Source organism: Eubacterium segne, assembly GCF_014287775.1.
Classification (GTDB): domain Bacteria; phylum Bacillota; class Clostridia; order Lachnospirales; family Lachnospiraceae; genus Eubacterium_G; species Eubacterium_G segne.
In genome coordinates, this window is sequence record NZ_JACOOZ010000004.1 from 16,848 (window position 1) to 43,290 (window position 26,443).

At 35.5% G+C, this 26,443-nt stretch carries 26 protein-coding genes; 5 read left to right on the forward strand and 21 right to left on the reverse strand.

The window, feature by feature from the left end; genetic code table 11:
- The 12 genes from H8S00_RS06405 to H8S00_RS06460 all read right to left on the reverse strand — a co-directional run bounded on the left by H8S00_RS06405 (position 1) and on the right by H8S00_RS06460 (position 10,203).
- On the reverse strand, positions 1–1,215 hold the full coding sequence (locus tag H8S00_RS06405) for a nucleotidyltransferase domain-containing protein (protein WP_118589428.1): 1,215 nt from the start codon (positions 1,213–1,215) through the stop codon (positions 1–3).
- Positions 1,169–1,852: a hypothetical protein gene (locus H8S00_RS06410; protein WP_118589429.1), complete on the reverse strand. Its 684-nt coding sequence runs from the start codon at positions 1,850–1,852 to the stop codon at positions 1,169–1,171. The genes H8S00_RS06405 and H8S00_RS06410 overlap by 47 nt, the downstream gene beginning before the upstream one ends.
- The gene (locus H8S00_RS06415; RefSeq protein WP_118589430.1) at positions 1,842–3,119 is read right to left on the reverse strand and encodes an AAA family ATPase; all 1,278 of its coding nucleotides are present in this window, start codon (positions 3,117–3,119) and stop codon (positions 1,842–1,844) included. The genes H8S00_RS06410 and H8S00_RS06415 overlap by 11 nt, the downstream gene beginning before the upstream one ends.
- A 163-nt stretch (positions 3,120–3,282) precedes the next feature.
- Positions 3,283–3,900 (reverse strand): hypothetical protein, encoded by a 618-nt coding sequence (locus H8S00_RS06420; protein WP_118589431.1) that lies wholly within the window; start codon positions 3,898–3,900, stop codon positions 3,283–3,285.
- A 20-nt stretch (positions 3,901–3,920) separates the two neighbouring features.
- Complete coding sequence (locus H8S00_RS06425) at positions 3,921–4,343, reverse strand: hypothetical protein (protein ID WP_118589432.1); 423 nt, start codon at positions 4,341–4,343, stop codon at positions 3,921–3,923.
- A 285-nt stretch (positions 4,344–4,628) separates the two neighbouring features.
- On the reverse strand, positions 4,629–4,946 hold the full coding sequence (locus tag H8S00_RS06430; protein ID WP_117452273.1) for a DUF2651 family protein: 318 nt from the start codon (positions 4,944–4,946) through the stop codon (positions 4,629–4,631).
- Between the two features lie 61 nt (positions 4,947–5,007).
- Positions 5,008–6,456 (reverse strand): MobA/MobL family protein, encoded by a 1,449-nt coding sequence (locus H8S00_RS06435; protein WP_117908225.1) that lies wholly within the window; start codon positions 6,454–6,456, stop codon positions 5,008–5,010.
- Positions 6,457–6,713: 257 nt separating this feature from the next.
- Positions 6,714–6,959 carry a complexin-2 gene (locus tag H8S00_RS06440; RefSeq protein ID WP_117908223.1) on the reverse strand — a complete coding sequence of 82 codons (246 nt, stop codon included), beginning with the start codon at positions 6,957–6,959 and terminating at the stop codon, positions 6,714–6,716.
- A gap of 223 nt (positions 6,960–7,182) precedes the next feature.
- Positions 7,183–8,478: a virulence-associated E family protein gene (locus tag H8S00_RS06445; protein ID WP_117908221.1), complete on the reverse strand. Its 1,296-nt coding sequence runs from the start codon at positions 8,476–8,478 to the stop codon at positions 7,183–7,185.
- 119 nt (positions 8,479–8,597) lie between these two features.
- Positions 8,598–8,930, reverse strand: a complete 333-nt coding sequence (locus tag H8S00_RS06450) for a plasmid mobilization protein (RefSeq protein ID WP_117908219.1) — start codon at positions 8,928–8,930, stop codon at positions 8,598–8,600.
- Positions 8,914–10,005, reverse strand: coding sequence for a site-specific integrase (locus H8S00_RS06455; RefSeq protein ID WP_118564899.1), 1,092 nt, complete (start codon positions 10,003–10,005; stop codon positions 8,914–8,916). Before H8S00_RS06455 ends, H8S00_RS06450 begins: the two co-directional genes overlap by 17 nt.
- Before the next feature lie 12 nt (positions 10,006–10,017).
- Positions 10,018–10,203 carry a helix-turn-helix domain-containing protein gene (locus H8S00_RS06460; RefSeq protein WP_117910131.1) on the reverse strand — a complete coding sequence of 62 codons (186 nt, stop codon included), beginning with the start codon at positions 10,201–10,203 and terminating at the stop codon, positions 10,018–10,020.
- Between the two features lie 201 nt (positions 10,204–10,404).
- Between H8S00_RS06460 and H8S00_RS06465 the strand changes: the two genes are divergently transcribed.
- The 4 genes from H8S00_RS06465 to H8S00_RS06480 all read left to right on the forward strand — a co-directional run bounded on the left by H8S00_RS06465 (position 10,405) and on the right by H8S00_RS06480 (position 13,984).
- Positions 10,405–11,016 (forward strand): helix-turn-helix domain-containing protein, encoded by a 612-nt coding sequence (locus tag H8S00_RS06465; RefSeq protein WP_117910130.1) that lies wholly within the window; start codon positions 10,405–10,407, stop codon positions 11,014–11,016.
- A gap of 31 nt (positions 11,017–11,047) precedes the next feature.
- Positions 11,048–11,707: a hypothetical protein gene (locus H8S00_RS06470; RefSeq protein WP_117910129.1), complete on the forward strand. Its 660-nt coding sequence runs from the start codon at positions 11,048–11,050 to the stop codon at positions 11,705–11,707.
- An 859-nt stretch (positions 11,708–12,566) separates the two neighbouring features.
- Positions 12,567–13,277 carry a helix-turn-helix domain-containing protein gene (locus tag H8S00_RS06475; RefSeq protein ID WP_117901064.1) on the forward strand — a complete coding sequence of 237 codons (711 nt, stop codon included), beginning with the start codon at positions 12,567–12,569 and terminating at the stop codon, positions 13,275–13,277.
- Between the two features lie 26 nt (positions 13,278–13,303).
- Positions 13,304–13,984 carry a hypothetical protein gene (locus H8S00_RS06480; protein WP_118024872.1) on the forward strand — a complete coding sequence of 227 codons (681 nt, stop codon included), beginning with the start codon at positions 13,304–13,306 and terminating at the stop codon, positions 13,982–13,984.
- A gap of 129 nt (positions 13,985–14,113) precedes the next feature.
- On the opposite strand, the gene H8S00_RS06485 is transcribed toward H8S00_RS06480, so the two are convergent.
- The 6 genes from H8S00_RS06485 to H8S00_RS06510 all read right to left on the reverse strand — a co-directional run bounded on the left by H8S00_RS06485 (position 14,114) and on the right by H8S00_RS06510 (position 18,869).
- A complete protein-coding gene (locus H8S00_RS06485; protein WP_186840294.1) occupies positions 14,114–15,346 on the reverse strand; it encodes a plasmid recombination protein in 1,233 nt (410 codons plus the stop codon).
- A 433-nt stretch (positions 15,347–15,779) separates the two neighbouring features.
- Entirely contained in the window at positions 15,780–16,025 is a 246-nt protein-coding gene (locus H8S00_RS06490) for a complexin-2 (protein WP_117901523.1), read from the reverse strand.
- 111 nt (positions 16,026–16,136) lie between these two features.
- Positions 16,137–17,255, reverse strand: a complete 1,119-nt coding sequence (locus H8S00_RS06495; protein WP_186840295.1) for an AAA family ATPase — start codon at positions 17,253–17,255, stop codon at positions 16,137–16,139.
- Between the two features lie 5 nt (positions 17,256–17,260).
- Positions 17,261–17,578 carry a plasmid mobilization protein gene (locus tag H8S00_RS06500; RefSeq protein ID WP_186840296.1) on the reverse strand — a complete coding sequence of 106 codons (318 nt, stop codon included), beginning with the start codon at positions 17,576–17,578 and terminating at the stop codon, positions 17,261–17,263.
- Positions 17,578–18,660 (reverse strand): site-specific integrase, encoded by a 1,083-nt coding sequence (locus H8S00_RS06505; RefSeq protein WP_117901520.1) that lies wholly within the window; start codon positions 18,658–18,660, stop codon positions 17,578–17,580. The genes H8S00_RS06500 and H8S00_RS06505 overlap by 1 nt, the downstream gene beginning before the upstream one ends.
- A 29-nt stretch (positions 18,661–18,689) precedes the next feature.
- Positions 18,690–18,869 carry a helix-turn-helix domain-containing protein gene (locus H8S00_RS06510; protein ID WP_021952314.1) on the reverse strand — a complete coding sequence of 60 codons (180 nt, stop codon included), beginning with the start codon at positions 18,867–18,869 and terminating at the stop codon, positions 18,690–18,692.
- Between the two features lie 210 nt (positions 18,870–19,079).
- On the opposite strand from H8S00_RS06510, the gene H8S00_RS06515 reads away from it, so the two are divergent.
- Positions 19,080–19,541: a helix-turn-helix domain-containing protein gene (locus H8S00_RS06515; RefSeq protein ID WP_117999861.1), complete on the forward strand. Its 462-nt coding sequence runs from the start codon at positions 19,080–19,082 to the stop codon at positions 19,539–19,541.
- 156 nt (positions 19,542–19,697) lie between these two features.
- Here H8S00_RS06515 and guaA read toward each other — a convergent pair whose 3' ends face one another.
- The 3 genes from guaA to uvrB form a co-directional block, all read right to left on the reverse strand.
- The gene (guaA, locus tag H8S00_RS06520) at positions 19,698–21,242 is read right to left on the reverse strand and encodes a glutamine-hydrolyzing GMP synthase (protein ID WP_118589434.1); all 1,545 of its coding nucleotides are present in this window, start codon (positions 21,240–21,242) and stop codon (positions 19,698–19,700) included.
- Between the two features lie 247 nt (positions 21,243–21,489).
- Positions 21,490–24,330: an excinuclease ABC subunit UvrA gene (uvrA, locus tag H8S00_RS06525; RefSeq protein ID WP_118589435.1), complete on the reverse strand. Its 2,841-nt coding sequence runs from the start codon at positions 24,328–24,330 to the stop codon at positions 21,490–21,492.
- Positions 24,331–24,365: 35 nt separating this feature from the next.
- Positions 24,366–26,345, reverse strand: coding sequence for an excinuclease ABC subunit UvrB (gene uvrB, locus H8S00_RS06530; protein ID WP_021952310.1), 1,980 nt, complete (start codon positions 26,343–26,345; stop codon positions 24,366–24,368).
- Between the last annotated feature and the right edge of the window lie 98 nt (positions 26,346–26,443).

A 26,443-nucleotide genomic window follows, 5' to 3' on the forward strand; every position in this document is an offset into this window, starting at 1 on the left:
CTACTTTCCCCATGGTTTAGGTGTATTAATAATGACATTTGGCACCACACTATCATAGTCTTCCAATTTTACATTCTTCTTCACATAGTCTCTTCCAAAATTATTTTCTAGCAATGCTACAAAATCATTGTCTTCAAGATTCATAGAATCTAGACAATCTTTTTTCATTGCTTTTACCCATTTAAAGAATATTTGTACCTTTTCCGGGTTATCATTCCATGAATCAGCCAAATTATCCTTTGGATTGACAGGATTTATAATATACCATATACCTTTACGTTTACGAATAATATTTTTATCTATATATTGCCTAGAGAACTCTTCTTCTTGCAATGTTTGATTATAAGAATAAATCTCAAAATCATTGGCAATTGCTTGCAGTAATTCAAACACATTCATTGATGGATTCATACCATATGCAATTTCTGCACAAATTGTAGTAATTATAGCAGAAGTTGGTTTTAAATTTTCTTTTTTAATTCTACAATAATATACATCTCTATGATGCTTCAAAATCTGTATAACGCGTTGCAATGATGAACGTTCTAAACCTTCTGGTATTTCTTCAATACTATTATAAATTGTTCTATTCTTTTCCAAAAGGATCTTTTTCCTATTTTCCCGATTAAAATCCAAAAAAGGCTTATTTATTGTTTCAAACCAATTTTTATATGCTCTCGGATTACTTGTGAACCAATAATAGTTCTCTCCTCTTTTATCTGTAATCGCAACCGCAAGTTCAGCGTTTTCTCGAGCTACCCCAAGATTTATCATTGATTGAACAACATCATTTGATTCAGAAACACCCGGTACAATGTCAATATTAAATCCTATACCATTAACTTCAGCATATTCCAAAGTCCAACATTTATCCCACTCTCTATTCTGTAATTTTTCTTTATATACTTCCGATTTACAAATAGTTTCTTTTATGATATTTTTCACATATTTAGCAGTTGTTTTTTCCTTTAACTTTCCAAGACAACAAATAAAATCCAAATCATAATCTGCTTCTTTAGATTCCCTATATGGGCGAACTACTGTACCTAAGCTAAAAGAACCTTGTGGGAAAATATCACATTCTACCCCTTGCTCCTGTAAATATGTACCAACAGCCTTGTATTTATCCGTTGCATTTTTATACATAGTCGGTGATATATCCAACCCTTCAATCAATTTTAGTATATCCTGTTGTCTTAATTCCGTCTTTCTCATATAAATCCTCCTCTATTTGCATATTAATCTCCTCAATCCACCCACTGTCATCACTCTCAAACAGCTTTATAAATTTTCCAAAATTACTGCTACCAGTAACAGTATCATCTGAATCCAGCTTATTCACCCTCTTACTCATATCTTTGTAATTCTCTACAGTAACATACTTCATAACCTCATTGATCTGGTCTGCTCTTCCTTTGTAATTCTCCACCCCTGTATATTCCTTTATCAAAGGAGCATTCACTGGTTTTGCTGGAGATTTCAGATTTTCATCGGTCCAATGTTTAGATATAATCTGCATCGTACATGGATTACCAAATATAATCACTTCATTCGCAGCACTATCCACACCATGAAACTCATTAATTTTGCGTTTAATGTCCTCATACTGCTCGTGAGGTTTCTTTTCCGTATCACAAAACACAAGCACAAGTTCGTCTGCTCCATTTTGATATCGGTCTTGATACCTCGCCGGGATATTTCCATTTCCACCGGCATTAACTAATGAAATATCATATTGCTCGTTCCACACTTTCAAATCTTTCAAACGCTTAAGATACTCATATTCCTCATTGCCTTCGCAGATAATGCAGATTTTGTGATTATCCAAAAACTTAGGGAGCTTATTTGGCATCGGCATCATCCCCCTTTACACCACCTTTAATACTAAGCAAGGAGTTAATCAATTCGGGATCAGGTAAAGCCCCAAGTGCCCCTTTCCTATATTTTTCCATAACATCCGTCGTATCTCTCACTCCCTGCTGTGCAGTAAAATCAGCAAGTGAATATACATATACACCTTCTTCATCCTTATGAACGAACCAAATCTGTTCCTTTCGGAACATTCTCTTGCAATCCATAAGATTTATATCATGAACTGTAAATATCATCTGTGCACTTGTATTCAACTCATTATTAAACATCGCAACTATTGCCCTGGTAAGCTTAAAATGAATACTGCTATCCAACTCATCCACGACTAAAATCCTGCCTTGTTTAAGTGCTTCAATTACATAGCTGGCAATAGCTGCAATCTTCTTGGTTCCTGTGGAGTCAAACATCATACTTGGTACATGGACACCCTTATATGTGGATACCAATCGGATTTGATCCATAATATTCTCCGGAATATCAAGCACTTTCTCATCTGGTTTTTCATCACCTTCACCAGTTTTCAGCTGTATCTTATCCATATCCACATATTCAAAATTATCCATATATAAATCAGCATTTTTTATGAACTCAACAACCTTCTGCTGCAACTGATTCTTATTCTTCATGAGTTCAATCGTGTGCTGCATAGGTATGTTATTCATATTGATGATATCAATTTTCTCAGCAAATCCAACAAGAATCTGTTTCATCTCATTGATATGTTCAAATTTACTTGTATCTACCACATAGCATAACAAATTATTCTTCGATACAACAGAAATCATAGTCTGAACAGCTTCGTCAATGCATTCATATATTTCACTAATGGTATCCTTTTTCAACCAGCAAACTTCCTTTTCATTGTTATACTGATCTTTGAATATTTCAGAAAATGATTCATATATATATTCTTCTTTTTCTGCATCATACTTAAAATCATACGAAAACTTTCTTCCAGATGCCATAAATGTAACGCCTAACTCACAAACATCACTCTCAGTAAATATATTAGGCATCAGACCATTCTTCTTATTTAAAAGTACGTTTCTTATTGCCCTAATGCACTTGATTAGACATGTTTTACCGGCATTGTTTGGTCCGTATATTCCTACCGTTTTAAGCACATTAAAATTGTTTTCTTTATGAACGTTTGCTCCAAATTTTTTATTTCGCATATCTGCTTTCATCGAAAATGTAATGTCATCCTCAAATGCATAACAGTTTTTTGCTCTTATCTCTATAATCATGGCTCATTCCTCCAAGTCACTTTTCTTCTTTACTTATCATTATTATATCATTAATTATTTTTTATGCAACTTTTTTTCACAAAAAATATAGTTCAGATATTAATTAAACTTAATATAGCAAAAAGGACAGCCTCCCAGGGAGCAGTGCGACTGCTCCGTTTTGTTATATGTCAAGTCTCTCTGGTACCAATTTTTTCCAATACATAGAATGATGACGAAGATACAAGTAATAAGTTGTATTGTCGGCACATCCCTCTTTCACAATTTCATAAATACTATTATCGAGTTTTCCTAAGAAAATAACTATCTCTGGGTTAATTATTTCAACTTCTTTTACAATAAAATCTCTATACGTTTCAGCATACGTTTTAAGCCTATTCATGTCACACGTACTATCTCCACCCCGTTTGTTTATATTTATATATGCACATTCATCAATAGTTGATTTCAATTTCAAATCTTCCAAACATTTAATTGGAAGGTTATAGTACTCCGTACTTTTATTTTTCACAGCACATTCCTTTACCCAAAAGAATTTACCATTCTTCTCATCTTTACTTTTTTCCGTATCATAAATATGTGGCTCCCTGCAAACAAATAAAACCTTAGCCTTATCCTCATTGCCAAGAAAACCATCTTTAGAAAAGATATATTTTCTACTAACATCATAATTAAAATATGTTTTTTTAAAAGACTCATCACATTCGTCAATTTGGGCTTTTTTCCAAACTTTAAATAGTTGGTCCAAAATATTACATCTATCAATTTCTTCTTTATACATTTTTCCTCCCAAATGAAAAACTAATCCCTATACTTTTTCCAAATATAGAAAAATATTTTCTCTGATTTTACAAATAACTCATAGGTTCTATTCTCGTCTCTTTGAAGTCTCTGTGCAATTTTTTGAAATTGTCTTTCTCTTTCTCTATTATTATTTATATATACAAAATCCAGATAACACTGATGGCACCAGTAATTTCTTATTTCTCTAATATCATCAATGAAATCATAATCATCGTCAGACAATTCTGGACGATCATCACTATAATCTAAATTTTCTAATTCTCTAGCTATTTTTCCAAGATTGCTTTTCTCTAATCTATTAAAATTATCATCAAAATTCCCCTCATGCATTGCGGCATAGGTTCTTCTTAGATTAAACTCAATACATTGTACTTGCTGTATCAATTCACTATGTATTAGTTTAAATGTATCTCTATCCATGCAATTATTCTCCAATTATTACTGTTTTCCTGTAAATAGAATCACATTAATATAAAAACATCCCACAGTGCCTATAAATAAAGGCATTGTGGGATCATAGTGTCTACTCAAACTCCTACTCACAAAAATTTACTCCTTTATAAAGTAGGATATTTATTGTATTTAAAAGTTCATTTCTGTACTGTTTTAGTATTTTTGCATATAGTCTAAGACGAAAATATTGTCATTTTATTGTCACGAGTCAATATCGTTGTAGTCGTTCTTGCATGTATGACAAACTGGAAGTTATCTTTTTCTTAATGGCAATGCTATTAAATTTCCCAATAATGCAATAACAGCATATCCAACTACATAAACCCATGCACTTGAGTTATAAAATATAAATATGGATGGCGCAAACATTATTGCTACAATCAAAATATACCAGAAGTTAAAACCATTCCTAATCCCATAAAAAACAGAGGTTATTAAACATATTAGAGGAATAATTACTAACATAACAATCATTGCACTTCCTGTGTCTTTTATAAACCAAGGAACGATATAAAAATCTATCAGCAACAGTAGGTAGAAAACCATGTTCTTTTTTAATTTATCCATCATATCATCATCCTTTTAAATTCCGATTTGTATATCAAATCTATTTCTACACATTATATCATCTTCATCTTCTAAATTCCATTTTTTTCTCACCTCGTACATCTCTACTTTTTTCTCTCGCTGATACCTTTTCTTGTACATTTCCCATATACTCCCTAACGTTCTCATCCAACATTTCTTTAGCATCCTCCGCCCTGTCAACGGAATCTTTATACGCATCCATTTCCATTCTCTTTCGATTAAATTTTCTTATAACTTCTTCAACATTTGTACCATTTAATTTTTTCAACAACCTTTTTTCTAAGTTCTTGGCTGTTTTCTCCTGCTTTTCCAACTGTACAATTTCATCCTTTAACTTTTTCTTTCCTCCAAATATCCTGTGTTCTTTTCGGTCCATTTGGTCTTTTGCCTCTCTTATTGCCATATGCACTCTGTTTAATACTCTATGATTTTCCAATAATTCATCTACCTTTTTTGCATATTGCTTGTACTCCTTAACCGGTTGTGGTGGCTTTGGTGCAATTGCTCCTCTAAATATCTTAATCAGTCCCTTTAAACAATCACACGCCATTCCAACAGCCTTTTCAAAAACTCCGGCAAATATTCCTACACCTGCACTTTCCCTTGATGACTTGTTTTTCCTTAATCCACCAACTGTCTTTGTTTCCGTCTTTCCAAATTTATTTACATTCTTAAGTATCTTTTCCTCTTTAATGGTTCTGATGTGTTTTCTTGGAACCTGATAAAACAGTGCTTCATCAACTGTACTGTTCCACCTCATTCTCACCTGATTGTTTCTTCTTATCTGCTCTGCTTTTGGATTATTCTTTCCAATCTTTTTTGTTGGCAGATAAATATCTTTATTGTTAAACACCTGCAGTTTGTCCTTATCATTTAAGAATGAATTGATGTGCTCAGTGTACAGTGTTTTCACACCCTTTAGAAATGACCTTGCCTTAAACTCCGCTTTCTTTTTTGAAAATCTGTTGTACTCATAAACCTGACCTTTTCTTATGATGTTACAGCCTTTTCTCACATTCCCACTATCATCCAGTATCTCCTTTTTGGTCCTTACATGCTTTCCTGTTTCGTCATAAAACATGTTTCTTGTGGCAATTTTCTTTATGTCGTTTTTTAATTCCTCTCTTTCCGAAAATATCAAATGAATGTGTAAGTTTGTTTTTGTCTTGTTGTGATGCATTGCTGCAATGCAGTTTACTCCGTAAGTTCTTCTAAACAGCTCGGTAAAATCTTTCAATACCTTTTGTTTGTCCATGTTACAGAATGGTTCAGGCAATGCAATAATCAGTTCTCTTGATTCGATACACTTTCCGGCACTTCCGCTTTTCTTAAATTCCAATCTGTTACACCTTGCAAGTTCATGCCAAAATGTATCGTCTGTTGTATTGTAAACTGCGTACAGATTTTCCTGCCTTTTGGGATTTGTAATGTAATCTATGCGCCCCTTTAAATTGCCTAACTTGCTTATCTGAATAAATGAATTTCTTGCCATATGTTTGTTCCTCCTGTTCTTTAAATCTTTATGTTTAAGTAAAATAAAAAGCCCCCTGCAAGGGCGAAATGCAAACCCTTAAGAGCATAAAATCGTAAGATTTTGTGCGATGGGTGTATTTCGCTCTCAATCGCCGAGGGCTAATCCTCTTTTCTTTTTCCTTTAGTTTTTCCGTTGCTACCGCATATATTATTTCCGACTTGTCTGCTCTACCACCTGCAAGTGCCACTTGCAGGTCATTAACATTAAGCAGAATTTTACCAACGGAAATCCTCCGGGATTTTCTTTCTGTCAAGATAATCTTTTCTTGCATTTTCTCTTTCCTCTACCGATTCGGCAGTCTTGCTTTCTGTATAAATGTTTCTCAAAATCATCTTATCCATCTTATCTTTAAGACCTGCCTTAATCAGTTCCGTTTCGTCCTCACGACCATATATAAAATACTGATAAATCATCCTAAATAAGTCCTCATCTATTTTTATCTGTTTAACCTTTTCAACCATACAAATCTCCTTCCGTAAATTGAAAATGTAAATCGGCTTTAAAAAACTTTATTTTTTTAGTTTTATTTAGCCAATTTACAATTTACGATTTACAAATTTCAAAACATCCCATAAATAAAGGGATTGAAGCCATCCACATGTAAATTGGCTCTTCTTTTTACGTCATTTCCAATTTACAAATCCATCTTTCTGATTTACAAACCACCCAATTTACATAACAAATTTACATTTTTCTCTTCCACGCAAGCTGGGTTCCGTATCCTTCCTTAATGAATCTGTGACTTTTAACCTCTTCCCACTGCTCTGCGAATTTAAGTCTCATGATACTTGTTATCTCTCTGGATTCGTACTGTTTCGGCTTGCAGTTTTCGTGGTGCAACGCTCTCTCGTAAATCATCTGAACACATACAAACTCCTCATCCGTCATTTCAAGAAACATCTCAATGATGCCCACAAGAGTATCCTGAGGCATGCATTCCTTCTGAAATTCAATAAGTTCCTTTTCCAAATCCTTATTAAATACAAGTTTAGTGTTTATGCCCTTTTTATACATATTCATTATTTCAGCCCAGCACTGTTCTATGTATGCCCTTGTTTCTTCCTCATTCTTCAGCGGATGATGCAACGCCTTTTCCTTATTTACCATTACCGGTACAAATCTTCTGTTACCTGTACGGTCAAATGGCAGAAAATCAGCATTATTGGAAGAACCCACAAATATGCACTGTCTTGGTCTGTCCTCAGGATGGGTTTCATAAGGAACCTTGTAAGTTTCACTCTGACGGCTTAGAAATGACTTAATGTCCTCAACGCTTCTTGCGTTACAGGTTGCAAGCATTTCCGCCATTTCAATAATCCAATGTCCCTGAATCTTACGGAACACGTTGTCATCATCAAGTTTTCTTAAGTCATCCGAAAACCACTCATTTTCCATTGCAAGAAGTCTTAAAAAACTTGACTTTCCTGCACCCTGCCCGCCTACCAGACAAACCATGTATTCAAACTTGCACCCGGGATTGTAAACTCTGTGTACTGCACCCATCATCATTATTCTTGTTGCTTCAAATATGTAATCACTTTCATCTGTTCCAAGGTATCTTGGTAACAGATATCTAAGCCTTGATTTTCCGTCCCACTCCAGACTTTCCAATTTGTCTATAATGGGATGATAATGGTTGTTGTTGCCTACAATGTCAATTGCACGTTTTATGTTTTTATCTCTTGTAATGCCATAGAATTTCTCCATTCTAAGCATTATGTTGTTAAAATCCGTATCGGTAAATGTCTTTGAACGTCTTCTCCAATCCATCTTCTTAACAATGTCTGTCTTACAGGAAAGTTCATTACGCCTTATTGCATCCTTTAACATTGGGTCCTTATTTAAAACCTCAATGACATTTTCAATGGTTTGTCTCGGACTTCCATCAGGACGTTTTTTTAGGCTATCTCTTATAGCCTCGATTTCTTTATTATCTGTGTCCTCCGCATTGGAGGATTTATTTATTACTGTGTTATTCATTTTTCCTCCGTAATTTAAAAATTTTGTTGTTATTGGAGGTAACCCCTGCTATAATTTAATTGGTAATAAAAGTAGCGGGGACAACCTCCTTGTTACCTTGTAAGTCTTAAGCTTATTGCTTAGGGCTTTTTTCTTTCTTCAAATCCATCTAATATATCCAACATTGTTCTAATTGGGACAAATACCTCTTCATCAATTTCTCCACCAGCCTCAATCCTCTTTAACTGTGCTATTATTTCTTGGAGATATTTTCTGAAACTAAGCATCATTAGCGGATTCCCCACAGCTCTTATTTTTGTATAAAGTAATGATTGAACAATAAATTCCTGCTTTGTCTGAAATCCACTTAGTTTTGCCCTCATATTTATTTCTTCGTTTTCTTCTTGTGACACCCTAAAGGCAACTGTTACATTTCTCCATCTGCCTTTTGCATCATTATTCTTCGCACTCATCTAATAAAGCCTCTCTTTCTGCATCCATAGTTTTTGCCATATCTGTTTGTACAGTTGGAAATAGATGTGCATATTTATAAGTGATGTCTACAGCCTCGTGGCCTAGTCTGTCGGCTATGGCAAGTGCTGTATAGCCTTTATTAATCAAATATGATACATGTGAATGTCTTAAATCATGTATTCTTATTCTTTTAACTCCTGCAGCTTTTGAACCTCTTATCATTTCATGGCGAAAATAGCTTTTTGAATTTTGAAATATTCTGTCATTTTCTTTGATGCCATATATACTTGCCAAATATTCCTTAATTTCTTCTGCCAAAAATTCAGGAATTACTATATCCCTTATGCTTTTAGGTGTCTTTGGGTCCGTCACAATGTCTTTACCTTTAACCTTTTTATATGACTTTGTTATTTTCAAAACATTATTTTCAAAATCAAAATCTTTCGGTGTTAAGGCAAGAAGTTCACCAATTCTAAGCCCACACCAATAAAGTATTTCAAATCCATAATATGATTGTGGTTTATCTGCCACCTGCTCAATAAATTTCTGGTATTCCTTCTGCGTCCAGAAATCAACATTTCTATCTCTTGCACTGCCCATGTTCCCAGCCTTGCTTGCGACATTCCATTTAAGCCCATAATATCTGACTGCATGATTAAGCATTGCACTTAGCTGATTATGAATTGTTCCAAGATATGATTTTGAAAAGCTCTTACCATTTTGAGTTGTTAAGCTCTGAATTTCTCTTTGCCACTCAAAAATGTCCGTTACCTTTAATTCATTTATTTTTCTCTTGCCAAGATAAGGAAGAATTTTTGTTAAAATTATGTATTCCTTTTCTTCCCAAGTGTTTGGTCTTACCTTATGACTTACATCTCTTTTATATAATTCAAAGAAATCTTCAATGGTCATATCCAGGTCCTGGTGGTCTTGCAGTTTGAAATGTCTTTCCCAATCAAGAGCTTCAGATTTTGTTCTGAAGCCTCTTTTGGTTTTCTGTTTTCGCTCACCTTTATAATTTTTGTAATAACATCTAACTTCCCATTTATCTGTTTTGGGATTCTTAAAAACCATTTATTTCACCTCCTATTTAGTCTTAATTCCATAGATTCGTTCTTCAAAATACTGTCTGCTAAGTCTCCCCTGAACAGTTACAAACCCCTGCTCTTTAAGTTCATTATTAAGTTTTCTAATAATCTTATAAGCCATAGCTTCTGAAACTCCCATTTCCTTTGCTACATCGCTTGCTCTAACAAAAAGTGTATCTGCCATAATATCACCTCCTACCTATTTAAATTTCATCACTTTGTACAGTGCATTTTTGAACTGTGTTGTACTCATTTTATCAGTTCACTTTTGCACTGTCAAGTAAAACATTTCACTTATGACTGTTTTGTAATCTTTATATTTCACAAATGAACTGTTTATGATATAATACAAGCAGTTATAAAATGATATGGAAGGATATGTTTTATGGGAAAAAATAAAAGAGATTTTTCTTTAAATGCTAAAAATCTTGCCTCAGCAAATTTAGGACAAAAGATTAGATTTTACAGACAAATTGCCGGCATGACTCAAAAAGAATTGGGATCTGCCTGTGGTGTAAATGAATCAACTATAAGAAATTATGAACTTGGAAATCGCTATCCGGATTCAGACACTATATTTGAGATTTCAAATGCTTTGGAGATTTCTCCATACGTGCTTGCAACTCCTGATCCTATTTCAGCTGCAAGTTCTCTACAATACTTATTCAGTATGGAAAAAACTTTGGATTTGACTCCAACAACTATAGATGGAAAAGTTTATTTAGAGGTATCTTCCGACATAGACGTAAACGATGCTACTGTTGCTCCTCTTTCAAATCTTAAAAGAATGTTTAGCCATTGGGCAACAATGTATGAGAAATTTATCAATGAAGAAATTGACGAGGAAACCTACCTATTATGGCAGGCAAAGTATTTAAGCTTTGGAACCGATTCAGCTGACTTCTTATTGGATGCAGAAAACGAAAAAGCTATCGAAGTGGATAAGAATATCTCTGATGCAAAGAAGAGATTTAGGAAAGCTAATTTGAAGGATTAAATTTATATGTTTATTTAAGAGAGATGATAAAATGGGAAAAAATATCAACGAATATATCAATAAATTTATTGATAGTTACCATAACGATAAAAACGGAAGATATAGATCATATGATCACTGTAGAGAAAGTTTCTTAAAATATAAAAATGATGAAACCATGTACAATTATATAACATTAAATTTATATGCCTACCTAGCTAGTTGGGGTATGCTACGAAATTCTTTTTTAATGCAAAAAGATTATTTATTTAGTAAGCCTGTTGTCGAAATACTTTGTAAGGATAAATATTCAAATTTAATAAGTTTTAATCCTTTTAAAGAGAATATTATCACAGATCTTGAAACTATAATGAGTTTAAGAGATGAAATAAAAGAGTACTATATGGGTCAAACTTATATAGAAGATGGTACTAACAAAACAAAAACAATTTCCAATGTAACAGATACATTAATTACTAAAATCATATTAGGAACTCTTGGATGCGTTCCAGCATATGACCAATATTTTGTAAAAGCGCTACGTCGGAACAAAATAAATGGGGTTTTCAATTTAAATAGTATGAAGCAAATAATTCAATACGCCAAAGACAACAAAGAAGAAATCGAAAAAGCTTGTAATAAACTTGGTGATTTGTACACCCCTATGAAAATTATAGATATGTATTTCTGGGAAGTTGGAATTGAAAAATAGAATATTGGTATTTCAGTCATAACCACCCCTGCGGTGTCACTGCAGGGTCTTTTTATTTTATAAAGGAAAAATATGTAATTTTATCAGTTCATAAATGTACGCTTTTGAACGTTTTTTATAAAAAATAGCAAAAAATATTGTCATTTTATTGTCACTCTAAAAAAGAAAAAACCTACAAACCCTTTATTTATGGGGTTTGTAGGCATATAGAATTTATTTTTGCATTATTCAAACTCGGCGTGTACTAAGTTTGACTTAAACATTTTTGTTTAGGTTGTATGCGTTTTTATCTGTTAACTTACCTGTATTATATTATTTGTATTATCCTTCTGATTTCGTGTTGCCATAGTGTTGCCACGAGGGTATTATAACATAAGTTATATCTTATTTCATTAAGTTATTTTTATTATCTTCAATTTGGTTTATTTTTTGCCACTAATCAATATACTTTCTTACTTTCTCTATCTTCTCTTGTTTTACAACGTACAGAAATTCTTGCAAAATATTTTTAATTTTTTACACTTCAGATAACAAATTAAGAAATACTCTCGAAGGTAAATGCTTCAAAATAATTTGAATCTCTCCTAATATTTATGATATTATAAATTGCAAATGTATAGAATTTACATACGAAAAATACAAGAGAAACGCCTAAAATAGGCAAGATGCTACTGTGAGTTGCGCAAATTCCACCTTTAAATGGTTGAGGATTTTCATTTTTTCACTAAAATTTGTAACAGTACATTTACTCATATCAGAATTTATAGATTGCGAGATAGGGGGTGCTCACTTTTTAAGCAATTTGGTAGCTTGAGTTATTGTACTATACAAAAAACAAGAAGGAGAGGAGATATAAATAATGACGTTTTCTAGTAAATTGCAAAAATTAAGAAAGGATAATAACTTGTCGCAAGAGCAACTAGCTTCTGAGTTATGTGTATCCAGACAAGCCATCTCAAAATGGGAACTGGGAACCCTACCGGATATTAATAATTTAGTAAAGATAAGCAATTTTTTTGATTGCTCTTTAGATTATCTTATGAATGATGATAAGGAAGACCAATTTGAGGAGGAGTTTAGCAACGAACACAATAAAATTGCAAATAATAAAAATGTAGGCACAAAATCCACTGCAATCAAAAGGCATCTCAAATTCATATTGCCTGGATCTGGAATGACTATTTCGATCATTTTCCTTATACTAATAAAATTAATATCAACATTTTTTCCAACTCCCATTGCCAGACAGGCAGAATCTGGAACCTGGTATACAGGTTTTATAGGGTTCATCGATTATTATAATTTGTATGGAATTGTTAATATAGCATTGCTTTTGTTTATGTTATCATTTACATTTTTTTCTTTTTTTATTGTTAAAAAGAAAAATAAATCCAAGAAAAATATCTTATTAACCTTAATTGGATATGCAATGATTATGATATTTTGCATAAAATCATTATATGAAATAAATACAAAACCTTTTGTTTCACTGAATTTTTTAGAAATCGTTATATCAATTATTTATATCGCGTGTGCAATACTTTTATTCTCTCGGGAAATTAAAGATTGATAACAAATAACAGGAGGTAAAACACTATGAAGAAATTATTAAGCTTAATTACAATTTGTATGATTACTACATTATGTATTTCTATTAATTCATCCGCAGCTACATTTGGAGATAATTTGACTTATGACAAAGTTAGCAATGCTGAAATAGCTACAAAAACAAATCAATTTTTCCAGGAAGGAACTATACATATTACAAATAAACAGGAAATAAAAGAATACCAAGAATCAATGGGGCTGAAATACGATCCAGATGTAATAGAAATATACAGACATATCGATGTTCCTAACGAAAATGCTATGATACAAACATTATATTTTGGTGATGATTATTGTATAAAAAACAAAAAAGTAACTAGAAAAACAGATAAAAGTAATGTCTTAAGACAATATAAAAGACCTGCTGGAAAAGTAAAAATTTCAGAAAGCGTTAGCATAAGTAACACATTTTCTGCATCTGGTGGAGTTACATCAAAAATATTAAACGCACAGTTGGGATACAACGTTACCAAAACAAATAAATTTAGTATAAGTTGGAGTAATACTTACAAATATCCTGTAACAATAAAAATATACCCTATTTACTCTATTACAACTGGAGAAGTATGGGAAAAAGATTTATTTTTTGATGACCACGTAGGAAATTTCACTGCTAAAAAAGCAATCGGAGACGATATTGTCGTTAAGCAACGAAAAACAAAAAAATAAATCTTTATACTTAACTAACTTAAGAATCAATCATATTACAATACGATTGATTCTTTTTAGTACATAGTATTGGTTATACTAATTTTTGTGTCTGATATCTAACTATATATTTTTATACTATCACATACGTTACCTGCTTCTAACATTTCTCTTATAATTTTCCTCACCCATTTCAATTACCTTATTGTAATCCTCCCTCTTCAGGAATTTCTTAAAATATCCAAGTTTTTTCCTGTCATTATACAGTCCGTCAATCTCTTTTTCCTGCTCATCAATGCTTTCTCTTAGTCTGCTATTTTGTTTCCTTAGCATTTCATTTACTTCAAGTTGTTCATTATATTTTTCTGTCAGTTCCTTAAGTTGCGCAAAACATCCCTTTGCAAATTTAACCACATTTTTAAATGCATCATACATTTTATCTATAAATGGAATGACAATCCTTTCCCGATAATTCTTGGCAGACATGATTTCCTTTGGATTGTCCGGTCCTTTTCTAATCATGGTTTCAAGTTTTTTCACATTTTTTCCTAAGTCAGCCACATTTTCAACTATTTTTAATTCCTCATACATGTCTGCTAATTCTTTTTCAGCCGCTATCTGCTTAATCATCGTTTCCTTAAGTTCCTGTTCAGATTCAGCATTTTCCCTGGCTAACTGATTTGCTTTTTTTGTTTCTGCCAGAGTTTTATATTCTGCAACTTGTAAATCATTATTTCTGCCCTTTTCTTTTCCTTTCAGGAACTCTCCAATCCATGTGAATGACCTGTCCTCTGCATATTCTCTTATTCTGCCCTGCAGTACTTTTTCAAGAAATTCCTTTGTGCATACCTTTCTCTTTGACACTTGCCTTGACATTCCCTTTTTAAATCCGTCAGCTACGGGAACTGCCACCACGTGCATGTGTGGGCTTGCCTCATCATAATGTATTACTGCATTTGCCACAACAAGATTTGGTGCTTCCTTCTGTAACATATTAAGCATTTCCTTAAATGCAACATCCATCCTTCTTAGCTTGTCAGGATTCTTATCCCAGAACTCCTTGTCTCCTATCTGAAAAATAAGTTCCACTGCCATGTCCTTGTTTGACTTTGCTGTCTTTTCAAAATAATCATCAATCTTTCTGTCATCCCTTGTCTGCTTTTTGTTATATTCCCTGACTGCTTCGTCAAACTGTTCCTTATATACTTTTTTTACATCCTGCACTAATTTATCCGTACCCCATAAAATTACAATGTTCTCCTTATCGTATTCCAAGGAGCGGTACTTTCGTAAATTGTGCTTTGCAACACCTGAGAGTTTTGCCTTGCTGTTAATGGCACTGTTTTTCTGACTCAGGTGTGCTGAATATGATAATCCTGCCATAATCTCACTCCTTTTTTCTTTTATTGTTTTGATACGTGCGGTGACACCTGCACGTTGTTAGTCTTTAGTAGTCTGCCCGAGGCTGTTGAAAACGGGTGGTTCTTATCAATTTGGCTCTGCCATAATTGATAACCCCCTAGCAGTTCTGTCATAGACACAACTGCGGGGGCTCTGCCGAGGGCTTATATAGCTGCTATCAATGCCTTACTCATAACCTGTCAAATGGCATTTAGTGGTTACTGTAATTGTAATGGCAGCTACATTATGTTTAACCTCGGGACTCCGGGTCCCGAGGTCCTTAGTGATATGATGTCACTAATTTCTAACTGTAACCAATCCTTTTTGGTTCTCCCTGATTATTCTTTAACCTGCAAGTGTCACTTGCAGGTATTGATATTATCAACGGGAACCCTATTTATGTTGCAAGCTGTTACTACCATCTAAAGTCCCGGTGCATTCCAACGTTGTCAAGATATTTCTGTCTGTACTCTTCCCTCTCTTCTTCTGTAGGTGCCATTTTACTTTTTGTGTAATCCTCGTGCCTTGACATCTTGCTTAGTTTTTCTTCCAATTCAAAAATTATAAGATTATTAATTTCTTCATTATCTTTCATATCTAATACATGATACTTAATCAAAGCCATCATTAATTCATTGCTTATCATTCTTTTTTTGCTCATTTTCAAACCTCACTGTTTTGTAACTAATCTTGTTCCGTGTCGATGCGTGACGGTTGTGACGATGATTTACGTACCATAAAACATCGTCACCATCGACACCATCGTCACGCTTTACTCTTTTTCATATTCCAACGTTATTATTCTGCCATCGTGACAACGCTTATTGTCATACCTGATGCCATAATCCTCATACAGCCTTCCTGCCTTAATGTTCAACTGTCTGGTCAGTTGATTTGGAACCAAATCAATCTCCGGTATCTTGTCCATCAGTTCACTTGCCGTTCCCTGAAAACATCCTGCTTCCATCAGATATGTATTAATGGTAGAAAGTACTTTGTCTTCCAGCTCTTTCCACAGCTCTGTTTCAGCCTTTTCAAATTTCCACAAACATAACTTTGGGTCAAACTTAAGATAAAGTTTCTGGTCCTGCTGGTCTCTTCCTGTGATGTCAACGGTAGCCTTTAAGTCAGTTCTTTTTTCCTTCTGCATAATAAACGCTCCGTCAGCTGCACCAAGCAGTCCGTTGGTTCCCGATATCATTTCAAAAGCATCTGATGAATCCATCTTTCTTGTGTGATGAACCACCAGAATGCAAATGTTATGTTCATCAGCAAAGTGCTTTAGCCTTGTAATGATGTCATAATCATTTGCGTAACTGAATTTTTCTCCACTTATTTCCTTGATTTTCTGAAGCGTGTCAATTATTACAAGTCTTGTATCAGCATGCGCCACAAGAAACTCTTTAAGCTGTTCTTCCAGACCTTCATTGAGATTTTTGGAACGTGTGGCAAAGTAAAAATGCTCTGCCACATCAATTCCAAACATTCTTGAAAGCCTCTGCTGAAGTCTAGCATAATCATCTTCCAGTGCCAGATACAGCACTGTTCCCTGATTGGTCTTATGCCCCCAAAGATCGACTCCTGCACTTACACAGAAACCTATTTCAGCCATTAAGAACGACTTTCCGACCTTTGGTGCACCGACAAACAGATACACTCCGTTGTAAATCAGATCCTCAACCAATGGCTTCTTAATGGGATATACCGTATCATAAAGTTCTTCCATTGATACTGTTTCCAGATTTTCACCCACCGGGGTACCGGTGGATTGCAAATTGCGGGCACAATTATTATCTGTTATACTGTTAGTGTGTTTGGTAACACTTGGTGACTGCCCGTTATCTGCGCCAACAGATATGTCATGGGCAGTCGCTGTTATTTTATTATCCATTATTCTTAATCCTCCTTCATTCCGTTCATTGTCACTGCAATAAGTTCAATTACCTCTGTCAAAACATCATCAACCTCACCTGCACCTGTAATTCTTTTTAACTCCTCGTACACCTCATTAAGTCTGTTTTTTAAGGCAATATAAACCCTTGGATTTCCATTTACCACAATTTCCTTTTCACACAGCCTGCGGATAATGTATTCCTGTTTTTTAAGTCCTGACAGGGCAACCTTATCATTAATGATTTTTGCCTCTTCCTCAGAAACCCTGAATGATACTATCCTGTTTCTCCACCTGCCGTGACTATCTAATACTTTTTCCATTATTCCTGACTCCTTTCCTCTTCAAGTTTTCTTGCCATTTCATCCTGCTTGTTTGGATACATGTGGGCATATTTGTAGGTAATGCTTATTGCTTCATGTCCTACCCTTTCAGCTATGTCAAGTGCCGAAAATCCCCTGTCCATTAGTAATGAAATATGAGAATGTCTAAGGGCATGAATGTTGATTCTCTTAATTCCCGCCTTCTTTGAACCTCTTGTGATTTCGTGTCCAAGATACCCTTTTGACTTATAGAAAAGTCTCTGGTCAGGCTTTAAATCATAAAAGCATTTCATGTAATCCTTAATCTCATCTGCAAGAAACTGTGGAATCTTTACCACCCTGTTACTCTTTTTTGTTTTTGGGGAAGTAATGATTTCACGCCCCTTTACCTTCTGATAATTCTTGTTGATTCTCATTGTGTTATTGTCAAAATCAAAGTCTGCCGGAGTAAGTGCCAGTAGTTCTCCTTCCCTGACACCTGTCCAGTACAATACTTCAAATGCATAAAACGATAATGGCTTGTCCATGACTGCTTCCGAAAACTTCAGGTATTCTTCCTTTGTCCAGATTTCCACTTCCTTTTCAACGTCATTTTTCATTGTTCCAACTATTGCCGCAGGATTTGTGGATAGCCCATAATATCTTTTTGCAAAATTAAATATTGCGCTAAGCTGTGCGTGAATTGTTCTTAAGTAACCTGATGAATAAGGCTCTCCCTTTTCATCCCTGTAATTAAGCAGTTCATTCTGCCACTCCATTACATCCTTTGGTTTAATCTCATCCATTCTTCTGTCCTTAAAGTAAGGAAGGATTTTATCTCTTGCCACATATGATTTTGTCTCAAAGGTGGTTTCCTTTACCCTTGCCTTCTTGTCCCTTTCGTATATTTCATAAAAACTTCCAAATGTCATGTTCAATTGTCCGTTTTCGGCTTTCTTCTTATTTTCAAGCCAAAACTCCGCTTCTCTTTTTGTGTTGAAGCCTCTTTTCTGTGTCTGTCTTCTTTTTCCGGTAAAGTCAGTATAGCGATAAACAGCTCTCCATTTTTTCTTATTATTTGCCATGTAAGAATAAACGCTCATGTTCATCACCTTCCTTTAATAAATATTTTCTAATCACCGCTGTACATTACTTTTTTTCTGAAATAAGAAGTACAGACACGTCCTGCTACCGTGATGATGCCTTTTTCTTCCAGTTCCTTATTAAGCTGTCTTACAATCTTGTAAGCCTTGGACTTTGAAACAGAAAGTTCTTCGGCAACATCGTCGACTGTCATAAAGTTCTTTTCCATGTTTTTTTCCTCCTGTATTATATTTCTTAAACATATTTGTTTAAGATAATGTGCATTATATTAAACTTTTTAGTTTAAGTCAATAGAAGAATTAACTTTTTTTGTTTAAGTTTTTCTTGATATACATTTTCACCTATGTTATACTGACCATAGCGAATTTGTTTAAGTTATCCCACATTGGGAATTTTTATGTTAAATTGGAGGTTTGTTATGGCAATTGGTGAAAGAATTAGAACTTTTCGCAAGCGTAAAGGTTTAACTCAAAAGGAATTGGGAGTTCAGTTAGGTTTTAAGGAAAGTACTGCTGATATCCGCATGGCTCAATATGAAGCAGAGAAACGTGTTCCCAAGGACGATTTGATTGAAACTCTTTCTTCCATTTTGGAAGTTTCTCCTGCGGCCATTAATGTTCCTGACATTGATACTCATGTGGGAATTATGCAGCTTCTGTTCACTCTTGAAGATATTTATGGTATATCCGTCAGACAGGAAGGAAGTCATGTTACCCTTGACTTAGGTGCCATCCACGACGCTTTAGGTCATGAGGCAAAGTCCTGGGCAAAGATGAAGTCCAAGCTTGATGCCGGAGAAATCTCCAAGAAAGAATACGATAATTGGAGATACAACTATCCGGCTAATACTCACGGATATCATAAACTAATTGATTTATAAAAGAGCATAAAAAAACCTTACTGACTCCTCAAAATCAGTAAGGTTTTTTCATTTATACATATGGGTAAATTGTTTTAGTGTTGCCATATCGTTGCCACGATATAATCACTACCTCTCACAATGCCCATAAATAAAGGCATTGTGGGATTTTTGTGTCTATTCAAACTCTATCGTTCCAGGTGGCTTACTGGTCAAATCGTACATTACTCGATTGACCCCCTTCACCTCATTTATTATTCTGTTCATTACCTTATTAAGCACCTCATACGGTATTTCAGCTGACTCTGCCGTCATGAAATCAATTGTTTTTACGGCTCTGAGGGCTATTGCGTAGTCATATGTTCTCTCGTCCCCCATTACACCTACTGAACGCATATTTGTCAGTGCTGCAAAATACTGATTGATTTCTTTATCAAGCCCTGCTTTCGCAATTTCTTCTCTGTAAATTGCATCTGCATCCTGAACTATTTTCACCTTTTCAGCTGTTACTTCGCCTATTATTCTGATACCAAGTCCAGGTCCAGGGAATGGCTGACGGAATACCAGATATTCCGGAATACCCAGCTCCAGACCTGCCTTACGGACTTCATCTTTGAACAGGTCACGAAGCGGCTCAATTATTTCCTTAAAATCAACATAGTCAGGTAATCCACCTACATTATGATGTGACTTAATTACCGCTGACTCGCCACCCAGACCACTTTCAACTACATCAGGATAAATCGTTCCCTGAACCAGATAATCCACGGCTCCGATTTTTTTGGCTTCCTCTTCAAACACACGGATAAATTCTTCACCTATTATTTTACGTTTTGCCTCAGGTTCTTCCACACCTGCCAACTTTTTATAATATCTCTCCTGGGCATTTACACGGATAAAATTCAAATCATATGGACCATCAGGTCCAAATACTGCCTCAACCTCATCACCCTCATTTTTTCTCAAAAGGCCATGGTCAACAAATACACATGTCAGCTGTTTTCCAATTGCCTTCGCCAAAAGCACTGCTGCCACTGATGAATCAACACCACCTGATAAGGCACAAAGAACCTTACCGTCGCCTACCTTTTCACGAATGGCCTTAATGGAATTTTCCACGAAAGAATCCATCTTCCAGTCCCCTGCGCAACCACATACGTTAATTACATAGTTACTGAGAATTTCCTTACCACGCACTGTGTGAAGCACTTCCGGGTGGAACTGTATTGCGTAAAGCTTCTTTTCCGGACATTCAGCTACAGCCACAGGACAATCCTTTGTATAACCTGTAATTTTAAATCCAGGTGCAACCTTTGAAATATAGTCGAAATGACTCATCCAGCAAACTGTATCTTCCTCAATTTCCTCAAACAATTTAGATGTTGTATCTACATGAACTTCCGTCTTGCCATATTCACGAACAGGAGCTTTTTCAACCTTACCACCTAAAATATGTTGCATAAGCTGCGCTCCATAGCAAAGTCCAAGAACCGGAATACCTAATTCAAACAGGTCTTTTGTATATGTTGGTGCACCTTCTTCATAACAGCTGTTTGGTCCACCTGTCAAGATAATTCCCTTAGGATTCATAGACTTAATCTTTTCAATATCTGTTTTATATGAATAGATTTCGCAATATACGTTGCATTCACGGACACGACGTGCAACCAGCTGATTGTACTGTCCGCCAAAATCTATTACAATAACTAACTCTCTTTTCATTTTGCCTCCTCTATCATAAGAATATTGCCCAAGTAAAGCACTTCTTGTTATTTTACTTCATTTTCCCTAAATGTACAAGAAAGTTCTGCTATATTAAAGACATTTCCCTATGTAAAATATCTCATTCTACAGCAAAACTTTCTTACAAACTTTATTTTTTTATTTTCATGGTCTTTTTAATTCCTGTTTTCTTTCCCAAAAGCTTTTTCCGTTCTTCTCCGTTGTTTCCTCCTTCGTAAATAATTAATTATTTGTTTTTCTCTAACATCATTTTGACGTACTTTCCGGTATAACTCGTCTTATGTTCAGCTACCTTTTCCGGTGTTCCTGCCACAACAACAGTACCTCCCCGGTCTCCTCCGTCCGGTCCCATATCTATAATATAATCTGCCGCCTTAATAACGTCAAGGTTGTGTTCAATAACTATTACAGTATTCCCCTCATCAGTAAGACGTTGGAGAATTTCCACTAATTTATGAACATCTGCAAAATGAAGTCCCGTAGTTGGTTCGTCCAAAACATATATGGTTTTTCCTGTGCTTCTTCTGCTAAGCTCCGTAGCTAACTTAATACGCTGCGCCTCTCCACCGGAAAGCTGGGTTGAAGGCTGTCCTAACTTAATATAGCCCAAACCAACATCATAAAGAGTTTTTACCTTATTATATACTCTTGGAACATTTTTGAAGAAATCCATTGCCTCTTCCACTGTCATTTCCAACACATCATATATATTTTTGCCCTTATACTTAACTTCCAAAGTTTCTCTATTATATCGCTTTCCGCCACATACCTCACATGGGACGTACACATCCGGAAGGAAATGCATCTCAACCTTCAGGATTCCATCACCGGAACAGGCTTCACATCGTCCACCTTTTACATTAAAACTAAAACGTCCCTTCTTATATCCCCGCTCTTTTGCATCCACCGTTGCTGCAAATAAATCCCTTATCATATCAAACATTCCTGTGTAAGTAGCCGGATTTGAACGGGGTGTTCTGCCAATAGGTGACTGGTCTATATTAATAACCTTATCCAACTGTTCAATTCCTTCAATACCCTTGCATTTTCCCGGAATAATCCTTGCCCTGTTGAGTTTTCGTGCCAGGCTCTTATACAAAATCTCATTAACCAAAGAACTTTTTCCTGAGCCGGAAACTCCTGTTACACAGGTAAAAACTCCCAAAGGAAACTTAACATCAATATTTTTAAGGTTATTTTCTTTTGCACCTACTACTTTAATAAAACCTGTAGGCTTTCTTCTTGTTTCAGGCACCGGTACCTGCAATTTTCTACTAAGATATTTGCCTGTAATGGAATCTTTATTTTTCATTATTTCTTTAGCTGTACCTGCTGCCACAACTTCGCCACCGTGTTCACCGGCTCCCGGTCCGATATCAACCACATAGTCTGCCGCTAACATTGTATCTTCATCATGTTCAACCACTATTAAAGTATTTCCCAAATCTCTCAAATGCTTAAGGGTTGCCAACAACTTTTCATTGTCATTCTGGTGCAAACCAATACTAGGTTCATCCATAATATAAGCCACACCAACCAGACCGGAGCCAATCTGGGTTGCCAGTCTTATTCGCTGTGCCTCTCCACCGGAAAGGGTTCCGGTAGCCCTTGACAAACTTAAATAATCCAGACCTACATCTATTAAAAACTGAAGTCTGCCCTTTATTTCCTTTAATATTTCCTTACCTATTGCCAGTTGCGCTGAAGTAAGCTGTACCTCATCCAGAAAAGCCCTTAAATCCCTGACAGGCATTTCCGTCATTTCGTAAATATTCTTATCTCCAATGGTTACAGCCAGCGACTCAGGTTTAAGCCTCTGTCCATGACAGGTTCCACAAGGAGTAATTCTCATATATGTTTCATATTCTGCCTTACTGGATTCCGCTCCTGTTTCACGATATCTTCTCTCTACATTTCTAATTAAACCCTCAAAGGCAATATCATATGTTCCTATTCCCCTTTGACCCTTATAATGAACCGGCACCTTCTCTCCGTTGGTTCCATTAATAAGAATATCCTGAATATTTTTAGGATATTCTTCAAAAGGAGTATCAAGGTCAAAGTCATACCTCTTACACAAAGCCTGCAAAATAGCATTGGTAAAACTCTTTGGATCATTGGCACTTTGCCATCCCAAAACAACTATTGCCCCCTGATTTATACTTAAACTTTTATCAGGAATCATTAAATCCACGTCAAATTCCATTTTGTAACCTAATCCAAAACAATCAGGACAAGCTCCGAAAGGATTATTAAAGGAAAAACTTCTTGGCTGAATTTCGTCAATGCTAATTCCACAATCAGGGCAGGCAAAATTCTGGCTAAATGTAACGGTTTCGCCACCTATTACATCAACCTCCATTAATCCATTTCCCAGCTTCAGGGCATTTTCAATGGAATCCGTAAGTCTTTTTTCTATTCCCTCTCTGATACTTAATCTGTCAATTACGATTTCTATGCTATGCTTAATGTTTTTATCCAGTTTTATTTCCTCTGACAACTCATACATATTACCATCTACACGGACTCTTACATAGCCGCTTTTTTTTGCACTTTCAAATACCTTTTCGTGTCTGCCTTTTTTTCCTCTTACTATAGGTGCTAATATCTGAAATTTAGTTCTTTCAGGCAATTCTAAAACCTTATCCACCATTTCATCTATTGTCTGCTTCTTGATTTCCTTGCCACACTTTGGACAATGAGGTAAGCCTGCTCTGGCATACAAAAGTCGCATATAGTCGTATATTTCTGTTACTGTACCCACTGTTGAACGGGGATTTCTGTTAGTGGATTTCTGGTCAATGGAAATGGCCGGTGGCAATCCCTCAATGCTCTCCACCTGGGGTTTTTCCATTTGTCCTAAAAACTGTCTGGCATAGGAAGACAATGACTCCATATACCTTCTCTGTCCCTCTGCATAAATAGTATCAAATGCCAAAGATGATTTACCGGAACCGCTTAATCCTGTAATAACCGTAAATTCATCCCTTGGTATGTCAATATCTATATTCTTCAAGTTATGCTCGCAAGCACCTTTAATTCGTATATATTTTTTCTTCTCTGCCATGTCAATCCTTTCCTTACTGTCTTACTTACCAATTATCATTTATTATACATAAGCTTCAACTCTGCCAATTTTTCACGCATTTCTATTGCAGTTTCAAAATCTAATTCCGCTGCTGCCTTCTGCATCTTCTTTTCTACTTTATCCATAAGCTTCTTAAGTTCCTTCTTATCCATAGATTCAGGATCTTTTTCAATGTCATTAATTCTCTTATCAACTTCCTTAGAAATACTTATAAGGTCTCTAACTGCTTTCTTAATGGTAGTTGGCGTAATGCCATTCTCCTTATTGTATTTTTCCTGTATTTCACGACGTCTGTTTGTTTCAGAAATAGCCTTGTCCATAGACTCTGTAATGGAATCTGCATACATAATTACATGACCTTCCGAGTTTCTCGCCGCTCTTCCTATAGTCTGTATCAGCGATGTTTCTGAACGCAAAAAACCTTCCTTGTCAGCATCTAATATGGCAACAAGGGATATTTCCGGTATATCCAGACCTTCTCTTAAAAGGTTAATTCCAACCAAAACATCAAACACGTCTAATCGCATGTCACGTATTATCTCAGTTCTTTCAAGAGTATCTATGTCAGAATGGAGATACTTAACCCTGATGCCCACATCCTTCATGTAATCCGTAAGGTCTTCCGCCATTCTCTTAGTTAATGTAGTAACTAAAATTTTATTTTTCTTTTCCACTTCTTTATTTATTTCAGATACAAGGTCATCAATCTGCCCCTTAACAGGCCGCACATCAATTTTCGGATCTAACAGTCCTGTCGGTCTGATAATCTGTTCTGCCCTAAGCAGCTCATGCTCCTCCTCGTACACATTAGGAGTAGCTGACACAAAAAGCATCTGGTCTATCATTCCCTCAAATTCCTCAAATTTAAGAGGACGGTTATCTTTGGCTGAAGGCAGTCTGAACCCGTAATTAACTAAGGTTGTCTTTCTTGACTGGTCGCCATTATACATACCACGAACCTGTGGAAGAGTAATATGGCTTTCGTCAACTATCGTTAAAAAATCGTCTCCAAAATATTCCATTAAGGTATGAGGTGTAGCTCCCGGCTCTAATCCTGCCATATGTCTTGAATAATTCTCAATTCCTGAGCAGATTCCCGTTTCCCTGAGCATTTCCATGTCAAAATTGGTACGCTCCGCAATTCGCTGCGCCTCTATCAGCTTGTCCTCTGACTTAAAATATGCCACCTGCTCAGCCAGCTCTGCCTCAATTGCCTTTATAGCCCCTTCCATTCTCTCCGGTGGAATAACATAATGTGAATTAGGGAATATGGCAACGTGCTCTAGCTCCCTTTTCACCTCACCTGTTAATGTATCAATTTCTGTAATTCTTTCTATTTCATCATCAAAAAATTCCACTCTCACTGCACTGTCCGTGTAAGATGCCGGAAAAATCTCCAGATTCTCCCCCCGGACTCTAAATGTACCTCTTTTAAAATCCATATCATTTCTATCATATTGGATTTCAATAAGCTTGTGGATAATGTCATCCCTGTCCCTTATGGTTCCCGGACGCAATGAAATGACCATGTTCTTGTAATCTATGGGATCACCTAATCCGTAAATACAGGAAACAGAAGAAACTATAATAACATCTCTTCTTTCAATAAGTGCCATAGTAGCCGAATGTCTAAGCTTATCAATCTCATCATTTATGGCACTATCCTTTTCTATATAAGTATCTGTACTAGGCACATACGCTTCCGGCTGATAATAATCATAGTAGGAAACAAAATATTCCACTGCATTGTTTGGGAAAAATTCTTTAAATTCCCCATACAGCTGTGCCGCCAATGTTTTGTTATGTGCTAAAATTAATGTAGGCTTATTAAGTTGGGCGATAACATTCGCCATGGTAAAGGTCTTTCCTGAGCCTGTAACTCCCAACAGTGTTTCAAACTGATTGCCCTTCTTAAATCCCTCAACCAACTCCTTAATTGCCTGGGGCTGGTCTCCTGTAGGTTTATATTGTGACACTAATTCAAAATGATCCATAAATGCTCCTAATCCGCTCTAATCCGGCGATTATATTTTAGAAATAGTAATTGTATTCTTAGTATGTTACTTGTCAAGTATATCATTCAAATAAAAAA